Here is an 8,597-nt window from a genome sequence, read left to right as displayed (position 1 = left end):
GGCTGGGCCGGCGGCTGCGGGACGGTCGGCGGCTGGGCCGGCGGCTGCGGAACCGTCGGCGGCTGGGCCGGCGGGGGTGCCCCGAAGCCGCCGTTGGGCGGCTGGTGGGGCGGCGGCGGGGTGTTCGGGGTGCTCATCTGGGGTGCTACTGCCTCTCGGTGGGCGGCTCGGTGGACTCGTTCACTTGCCGAAGACCATCAGGAGCTTCTCGTCCTGGCCGTCGCCGCTCAGCGTGGTCGTGGACAGGAAGAAACGGCCGCCCTCGTAGGACCTCTGCGCGAAGAGGAACGAGTTCTCGATCTTCGCGGAGGGTCCCGAGGGCAGGCGCATGAGCACCTTGGGCTTGCCTTCGCCCGCCGCCATGGAGACGATCTCGCCGGGCTCGTCCAGGGTGCCGGTCCGGTAGACCGTGATCTGTCCGTTCGCGGCCTTGAGCGGCACGTAGATCTTCTTGTCCCCGGCCGCGGTGCGCCACTTGGCCTTGCCGCTGGCGAGGTCGAAGGCGACCATCTCGTTGTTGGTGGCATCCTCGGAGGCCGTGCTCAGGTACAGGGTGTCGCCGTCGACGGCGCGGTCGCCGCAGAACTGCAGGCCCTCGCTGCTGCTGCTGCCGCCGCAGTTGAGCGCGAAGTTCCCCGGGGCGGACATGGTGGACCGCTTCTGTCCGTCGTTGCCGAGGGAGATGACGGCGCGCTGCTTGGTGTCCCGGTTCGAGGCGTCGATGACGGTCGGGTTGACCGAGTACACGGCGTTGACCTGGTAGCCCTTGGGGAGCCGGTAGGACCAGGTCTTCTTGCCGGTCAGCGGGTCCGCGTCCTGGACCTCGACGGTGTGGTCACCGTCCTGGCAGTAGGCGATGCCGATCAGCTTGCCGTTGCCGGCGGCGTAGCTGGCCGGCTGGCAGCCCTCGGGGCCGGTGCCGGAGAAGAGCCTCTCGCCGGTGCTGAGCCGGTAGGCGGAGGTGCCGGCCATCCGGTTGACGACGAGGGTGTCCGCGGTGAAGGCGAGCGAGGCGTCGATCTCCTTGTCGAAGAGGCCTTCCTTCTGGACCTGCTTCGTCCAGACCTCCTTGCCCGCCTTGAGGTCGATCAGCTTCATCTGGTCGCAGGTCGCGCTGTCGCCCGCGCCGTCCTTGACGATGACGACCGTCTTGCCGTCGGGGGTCACCTGGCCGGTGAGTCCGCAGATCTCGGTGCGGACGTCGAGCTTCCACTTCTCTTTGCCGTCGGTCGCCGCATACGCGACGAGGCTCTTGTCGACGGTCTTGACGACGGTGTCGCCGACCACCCACTGACCCTTCGTCGGAATGCCGGCGCCGGGGCCCGTGAGCTTGGCGGTCTTGAGCCAGAGGGCCTTGTCCTCGCCGGACTTGCGGCCCGCGTTGAGGTCGATCTGGTCGGACCCGCCGTTGCCGGAGCCGTCGCCCTTGTCCACGGACGGGGAGCCGGAGGGCTTCGGGTCGGCGGACGTGGAGCCCTGCGCGACCGGCTTCTTCGGGTCGGAGTCGTCGCCCTTGAGGAAGGCGAACCACGCGCCCGTGCCGACGACGAGCACGCCCGCGACGGCCGCGGCGATCACGACGGCCGTCCGCCGTCCGCGGGCCGGGCCGCCGGGGACCGACGCGGCGGAGTACGCGACGGTGGGCGCGCCGGTGGGCGCCCCGGGCGGCGGGAAACCGTAGCCCCCCTGCGGGACCGTGGGGGGCTGCGGGGACTGCTGCGGCGGCGGCGGGGGCTGCGGCGTCTGCTGCTGGGCGTACGGGTTGGCGCCCTGCGGCGGCTGTCCGTAACCCTGCTGGGGCGGGCCCGGCAGATGGCCGTAACCGGACGGCGTCGGCGGCTGGTTCGGCGGCTGGGGCGGCTCGGTCATCAGCGCATACCTTCGGCGTCAGGCGGTGGGAATCTGCGGGTCGGGGGTCACGGGGCGGAAAGAACCGACTCTTTCTATCACCCGTGGCCGACATGCGACGGGCCGGTTCGACCCCTGTTCCCAAGGTCGGACCGGCCCGTGACTCCGCCGTTATCAGGCAGCTTGACGCCCCGGAGGGGTGTCCTCTCAGGCCTCCTCGGCCAGTTCCAGCCAGCGCATCTCCAAGTCGTCCCGCTCGGAGATCAGTTCGCGCAGCTCCGCGTCGAGCTTGGCCACCTTGTCGTAGTCGGTGGAGTGCTCGGCGATCTGCGCGTGCAGGTTCGACTCGCGGTCCGACATCTTGTTGAGCTGGCGCTCGATCTTCTGGAGCTCCTTCTTCGCGGCGCGCGAGTCGCCCGAGGCGGAGGACTTGGCGGCGGCCGCCGGGACGGGCGCCGGAGCGGCCGCCTCGATCATCCGCTGCCGGCGCTCCAGGTACTCGTCGAGGCCGCGCGGCAGCATCCGCAGGCTCGCGTCGCCCAGCAGCGCCATCACCGTGTCGGTGGTGCGCTCGACGAAGAACCGGTCGTGGGAGATCACGATCATCGAGCCGGGCCAGCCGTCGAGGAGGTCCTCCAGCTGGGTCAGCGTCTCGATGTCGAGGTCGTTGGTGGGCTCGTCGAGGAAGAGGACGTTGGGCTCGTCCATCAGCAGCCGCAGGATCTGCAGCCGGCGCCGCTCACCACCGGAGAGGTCACCGACGGGCGTCCACTGCTTCTCCTTGGTGAAGCCGAACTGCTCGCACAGCTGGCCCGCCGTCATCTCGCGGCCCTTGCCCAGGTCCACGCGGTCACGGACGCGCTGGACGGCCTCCAGGACGCGCAGCGACGGGTCGAGTTCGCCGACCTCCTGGGAGAGGTAGGCCAGCCTGACCGTCTTGCCGACGGTGATGCTGCCGGCCGCGGGCTGCACCTCGCCCTGCGTACGGGCGGCCTCGGCGAGGGCGCGCAGCAGGGAGGTCTTGCCGGCGCCGTTGACACCGACGAGGCCGACGCGGTCGCCGGGGCCCAGGTGCCAGGTGAGGTGCTTGAGCAGGACCTTGGGACCGGCCTGGACGGACACGTCCTCCAGGTCGAAGACGGTCTTGCCCAGGCGGGCGTTGGCGAAGCGCATCAGCTCGGAGGTGTCGCGCGGCGGCGGCACGTCGGCGATCAGCTCGTTGGCGGCCTCGATGCGGTAACGCGGCTTCGAGGTGCGCGCGGGGGCGCCGCGGCGCAGCCAGGCCAGCTCCTTGCGCATCAGGTTCTGCCGCTTCTGCTCCTCGGTGGCGGCGATGCGTTCGCGCTCGGCCCGCGCGAAGACGTAGTCGCTGTAGCCGCCCTCGTACTCGTGGACCTCACCGCGCTGCACGTCCCACATGCGGGTGCAGACCTGGTCGAGGAACCAGCGGTCGTGGGTGACGCACACGAGCGCGGAGCGGCGCTCCTGGAGGTGCTTGGCCAGCCAGGAGATTCCCTCGACGTCGAGGTGGTTGGTGGGCTCGTCGAGGACGAGGAGTTCCTGGTCGGCGATGAGCAGCTGGGCGAGCGCGATGCGGCGGCGCTCACCGCCGGAGAGGGGGCCGATGACGGTGTCGAGGCCCTGGCCGAAGCCCGGCAGGTCGAGCCCGCCGAAGAGCCCGGTCAGCACGTCGCGGATCTTGGCGTTGCCGGCCCACTCGTGGTCGGCCATGTCACGGATGATCTCGTGCCGGATCGTGGCCGTGGGGTCGAGGGAGTCGTGCTGGGTGAGCACGCCCATGCGCAGGCCGCTGTTCTGGGTGACCCGTCCCGTGTCGGGTTCCTCCAGCTTGGCGAGCATCCGGATGAGGGTGGTCTTGCCGTCGCCGTTGCGGCCCACGACACCGATCCGGTCCCCCTCGGACACGCCGAGGGAGATGCCGTCGAGCAGGGTACGGGTGCCGTACACCTTGCTGACTGCCTCGACATTGACCAGATTGACGGCCATCAGACGCGCTCCAGGGAAGGGGTGTGGATCAGCCCCTCAGCCTAACCCTCCGGGCCGACCCCGACCGTTCCACCAGCAAGGCGCCTCCGACGGCCATGCCGATGGCGGCGGGCGCGGTGACCGGAAGGGCGATCAGGACGGCGCTGTGGCCCTGGAGGAGACCGCCGAGGCCGGTCATGGACAGGCCCAGGATCCCCAGCAGGCACAGGGTGATCCCGGCGGCGGCGACGGGCCCGCTGCCGGGGCCTTCGTCGCGGACGGCGCCGCGGGCGCTCGCGCCCGGGGCCTCGAAGCGGCGGAAGCAGGCCACGAGGAGGGCGGTCAGGGCCACGGCGAGCACGATCCGCACCGGCACCTGCGCCCACCAGGCGCCGGTGGCCGGCTCCGGGAGGGCCATGCCGAGCAGGAGCTGGACCGCGTACACGCCGAGCATGGCGGTGAGGTGCCACAGGAAGGCGGTCATGGCGACCCTGTTGGCGGCGACGACCCCGTGCCAGACGCGGGGCCGGGCCAGCCAGGCGCCGGCGGGGCGGGCGAGCAGCTGGACCGCGCCGACCAGCCACATGCCGTGGCAGAGCAGGGCGAGGGTGGGCGGGGCCATGTTGGACACCTTCTCGCCGGGCATCCCGACCATGGACAGCGGGTACGGCCCGAACGCCACCAGCAGTACCGCACCGGCCAGTCCGGCGGCCCCGAGGACGGCGGGCCGGGTGATCCGGCCGTCGGCGCGCAGGAAGCCGAGCTGGTGCACGGCGAGCCAGACGAGGGCGAAGTTCAGGAACTCCACGTACGGGACCCCGAGCGCGAAGCGCAGCACGTCGACCAGCGCGGCCGCCGCGGCCGGCGCGGCGAACGCGGCCCAGCCGTGGCGGGCGTGCATCCTCAGCAGCGGCGGCGTGAGGGCGACCATGGCGAGGTAGATCCCGATGAACCACAGCGGCTGCGTGACCGTGCGCAGCGCGGCGCCCGTCAGCCGGCCGCCACCGTGCCCGGCGAGCTGCACGGCCAGCGCGAGGACGGCCCAGACCAGGACGAACACCAGGGTGGGCCGCAGCAGCCGCCGCAGGCGGGCGCGCAGGAAGACGGCGTACCCGGGCCGGCCGGGGTACCTGCGCTCCAGCGACCGGTAGGACAGGGCGTGGGAGAACCCGCCGACGAAGAAGAACACCGGCATGACCTGGAGGGCCCAGGTGAGGACCTGGAGCGGGGGGACGAGGGCGAGCAGGTTCCCTATGCCGTCCCCGCTGACCGCGGCCATCAGCCAGTGGCCGAACACCACGGTGGCGAGGGAGGCGACCCGGAGCAGGTCGACGTAGCGGTCCCGGGCGGTGGGGGTGGCCGCGGCCATGGCGCGCGCACTGACTGTCATGCCCACACGGTCCCGCGCGCCGCCGGGCCGCCGGCAGGGCGCGGATACTCATCCGCGCCCTGAGTAGCCGCCCGTCAGGTGGGAACCACCGTCGCCCCGGGGGCCGGCGACGCGGTGATCCGGGTGGCCCGGCAGGTGCCGGACGCTTCGAGGGCCGCGGCGACCTTCCCGGCGGACTCCGGATCGCGGACCAGGAAGGCGGTGGTGGGCCCGGAGCCCGACACCAGCCCGGCCAGCGCCCCCGCGTCGGCGCCCGCCGCGAGGGTGGCGGCCAGTTGCGGCCGCAGCGAGAGCGCCGCCGGCTGGAGGTCGTTGACCAGGGCCGCAGCGAGCGCGTCCGGGTCGCCGGAGGCGAGCGCGGCGAGCAGCACCGGGGAGGCCTGCGGGACGGGTACGTCGACGCCCTCGGTCAGCCGGTCGAACTCGCGGAACACCGCCGGGGTGGACAGGCCGCCGTGCGCGACGGCGAACACCCAGTGGAAGGTGCCGGCCACGACGGGCGCCAGCACCTCGCCGCGTCCCGTGCCGAGCGCCGCGCCGCCCACCAGGCTGAAGGGGACGTCGCTGCCCAGCTCCGCGCAGAGGGCGAGGAGATCCTCGCGCGGGGTGTCCAGGCCCCAGAGCGCGTCGCAGGCCAGCAGCGCCGCAGCGCCGTCGGCGCTGCCGCCGGCCATGCCGCCGGCGACGGGGATGTTCTTCGCGATGTGGAGGTGCACGTCCGGGGAGATCCCGGCGCGGGCGGCGAGGACCTCGGCGGCCCGCGCCGCGAGGTTCGTGCGGTCCAGGGGGACCTGGTCGGCGTCGGGTCCGGCGCAGGTCACCCGCAGCGCGTCGGCCGGGGTCGCCGTCACCTCGTCGAAGAGGGAGACGGCCAGGAAGACGCTGGCCAGGTCGTGGAAGCCGTCGGGGCGGGCCGCGCCCACCGCCAGCTGGACGTTGACCTTCGCGGGGACCCGTACGGTCACCCCCGCGCCGGAGCCGGCCGCGGCGCCCGTCGTGCGGGCGCTCGCCGTACGGGCTCCCGCCGCGTCGGGGCCGGCCGCGTCGGGGCCGGCCGCGTCGGGGCCGGTCACTTCGGTGCCCGTCGTGCGGGCGCTCACAGCGCGGGCCTCTCGGCGGCGGGCTTGTGCTCGGCGATCGCCGCGAACTCCTCCACGGTGAGGGACTCGCCGCGGGCCAGCGGCGGGATCCCGGCGGCGACCAGCGCCGCCTCGGCGCCCGCGGCCGACCCGGCCCAGCCCGCGAGTGCGGCGCGCAGGCCCTTGCGGCGCTGCGCGAAGGCGGCGTCGACGACCGCGAAGACCTCCGCCTTGGTGGCGGTGGTCTTCACCGGCTCGGCGCGGCGCACGAGGGAGACGAGCCCGGAGTCGACGTTCGGCGCGGGCCAGAAGACGTTGCGGCCGATGGACCCGGCCCGCTTGACGTCCGCGTACCAGTTGGCCTTGACCGAGGGGACACCGTAGACCTTGTTCCCGGGGCGGGCGGCGAGCCGGTCGGCGACCTCCGCCTGGACCATGACGAGGGTCCGCTCGATGGTCGGGAACCGGTCGAGCATCGTCAGCAGCACCGGGACGGCCACGTTGTACGGCAGGTTCGCGACGAGCGCGGTCGGCGCCGGGCCGGGCAGCTCGGTCACGAGCATCGCGTCGGAGTGGACCAGCGCGAAATGGTCCTTCTTCCGCGGCATCCGCGCCTCGATGGTGGCGGGCAGCGCGGCGGCCAGGATGTCGTCGATCTCGACGGCGACCACCCGGTCGGCGGCCTCCAGCAGGGCGAGCGTCAGCGAGCCGAGGCCGGGGCCGACCTCGACGACCACGTCGTCCGGGCGCACCTCGGCGGTGCGGACGATCCGGCGCACCGTGTTGGCGTCGATGACGAAGTTCTGCCCCTTCTGCTTCGTCGGGCGTACGCCGAGGACCTCGGCCAGCTCTCGGATGTCGGCCGGGCCGAGGAGGGCGTCGGAAGGGGTCGCGGGGGGCTGCTGCTCTGCGGTGCTCACCGGTAAAGCGTCTCAGATCGGCCGGGTGATCCCGAGCCGGACCGGGTGTCCGCTCCGCGGCGGCGATCCCGTCGTGGAGGGGCGGGGCGGGCGTGGGGGCGGAACCCGGCCCCCGGGGCGGCTCCTCGTGACCCGTGGACGGGGGGGCGCGGGGTCGGCGGGGGACGGGTTATGTCGACAAAGCGACACGGGCCGGATGTCGCTTCGACGACGGAGGTCAGTGGGTGAGCCTTCTCCCGCAGTGGGGCCAGGGGCTCGCCCCCCGCTGCACGTAGAGCTTCTTCGCCCGGTACGTCTGCTCGCTGCCCGGGGCGTCCTGGGGGCGGCCGCTGCCGCCGAGGGCGTGCCAGGTCTGTACGTCGAACTGGTAGAGGCCGCCGTAGGTCCCCGAGGCGTCGGTGGCGGAGGCGCGGCCCCCGGACTCGCACTGGGCCAGGGCGTCCCAGTCCAGGCCGTCGGCGCCGGCCACGGAGGCGGGCAGCGGCTTCGTGCCGACCTTGACGAGCTGGCCGACCGGCTCCCGCACGACCTCCTCGGCGATCCTGCGGGGCTCCTGGCGGACGCCGTTGACGGTGCGGAGCCCGTACGTGACGCGGCGCGCGCCGGGCCGGCCCACGCGTTCGACGACCTCGGTGCCCGCGAAGAGGGTGTCGTCCTCGACGCGCTCGGTCTCGTACGGGATGCGCTCCTCGCGGACCTCGCGGGTGCCGGTGATGCGCAGCACGGTGACGGTCTGGCCGTCGCGGGGGAAGGAGTCGGGGGGCACGGAGGTGGTGTCCTCTCCGCGCAGGGTGATGCCGGCCTGGTCCAGGGCCTCCTGGACGGTGGCCGCGTTGGTGCGGATGGTGCGTTCGCGGCCGTCGGCCATGAAGGTGACGCCGCGTTCGGTACGGACGCCCAGGGTGAGGCCGGAGCGGGGGACGGGCGCGGTGCGGGGGGCGGAGAGGTAGGCGCCCTCGACGCGGACTCCGAGCTGGCGCAGCGCGCCCTCGACGGTGGCGGAGGTCGTCCACACCTGGCGGCTGTTGCCGTCGAGGGTGAGCCGGAGGGGCCGGCCGTAGCGGACGACGACCTGCTCGCCGTCGTCGAGGGCGGATCCTCGGGCGGGGGCGACGAGGTCGTGCGGGCCGACGCCGAGGCCCTCGGCGTCGAGGAGGTCGTCGACGCTGCCGGCGAAGGTGTGCAGGGTGCGGGGGACTCCTTCGACGGTGAGGCGGACGGCCTTGTCGGCGGCGACGAAGGCGGTGGTGCCGCCCGCGAGGAAGGCGACGACCAGTGCCTGCGGCACGATGCGCCGCCAGTTGTCGCGGGCCGCGGCGGCGCTGCCGACGACCGTGCCGCGGCGGCGCCGACCGGACGGGGTGACCCGCGGGG

6 protein-coding genes are annotated in these 8,597 nt (G+C 73.5%); all 6 read right to left on the bottom strand.

Annotated features, from left to right (window positions below; translation table 11 throughout):
- Positions 1-180 precede the first annotated feature (180 nt).
- Complete coding sequence (locus AB4039_RS40130) at positions 181-1,869, bottom strand: outer membrane protein assembly factor BamB family protein (protein WP_442273094.1); 1,689 nt, start codon at positions 1,867-1,869, stop codon at positions 181-183.
- 186 nt (positions 1,870-2,055) lie between these two features.
- Complete coding sequence (locus AB4039_RS40125) at positions 2,056-3,855, bottom strand: ABC-F family ATP-binding cassette domain-containing protein (protein ID WP_266839517.1); 1,800 nt, start codon at positions 3,853-3,855, stop codon at positions 2,056-2,058.
- A gap of 28 nt (positions 3,856-3,883) precedes the next feature.
- Positions 3,884-5,224, bottom strand: a complete 1,341-nt coding sequence (locus tag AB4039_RS40120; protein WP_442273093.1) for an acyltransferase family protein — start codon at positions 5,222-5,224, stop codon at positions 3,884-3,886.
- A 74-nt stretch (positions 5,225-5,298) separates the two neighbouring features.
- Positions 5,299-6,189 (bottom strand): 4-(cytidine 5'-diphospho)-2-C-methyl-D-erythritol kinase, encoded by an 891-nt coding sequence (locus AB4039_RS40115; protein WP_442273095.1) that lies wholly within the window; start codon positions 6,187-6,189, stop codon positions 5,299-5,301.
- A 131-nt stretch (positions 6,190-6,320) separates the two neighbouring features.
- Complete coding sequence (rsmA, locus tag AB4039_RS40110) at positions 6,321-7,223, bottom strand: 16S rRNA (adenine(1518)-N(6)/adenine(1519)-N(6))-dimethyltransferase RsmA (RefSeq protein WP_266839519.1); 903 nt, start codon at positions 7,221-7,223, stop codon at positions 6,321-6,323.
- Between the two features lie 217 nt (positions 7,224-7,440).
- A partial coding sequence (locus tag AB4039_RS40105; RefSeq protein ID WP_442273092.1) for a ubiquitin-like domain-containing protein occupies positions 7,441-8,597 on the bottom strand: 1,157 nt, incomplete at its 5' end.

This window comes from Streptomyces sp. M-16 (assembly GCF_052114405.1).
Taxonomy (GTDB): Bacteria; Actinomycetota; Actinomycetes; order Streptomycetales; family Streptomycetaceae; genus Streptomyces.
The sequence above is the reverse complement of the archived record's forward strand: the minus strand, read 5'-3'. Positions and strand labels throughout refer to the sequence as shown.

Bases quoted from the DNA above. Each gene is read 5' to 3' on its own strand.
- AB4039_RS40125 (WP_266839517.1), bottom strand. From the start codon at position 3,855: ATGGCCGTCAATCTGGTCAATGTCGAGGCAGTCAGCAAGGTGTACGGC.
- AB4039_RS40130 (WP_442273094.1), bottom strand. From the start codon at position 1,869: ATGACCGAGCCGCCCCAGCCGCCGAACCAGCCGCCGACGCCGTCCGGT.
- AB4039_RS40120 (WP_442273093.1), bottom strand. From the start codon at position 5,224: ATGACAGTCAGTGCGCGCGCCATGGCCGCGGCCACCCCCACCGCCCGG.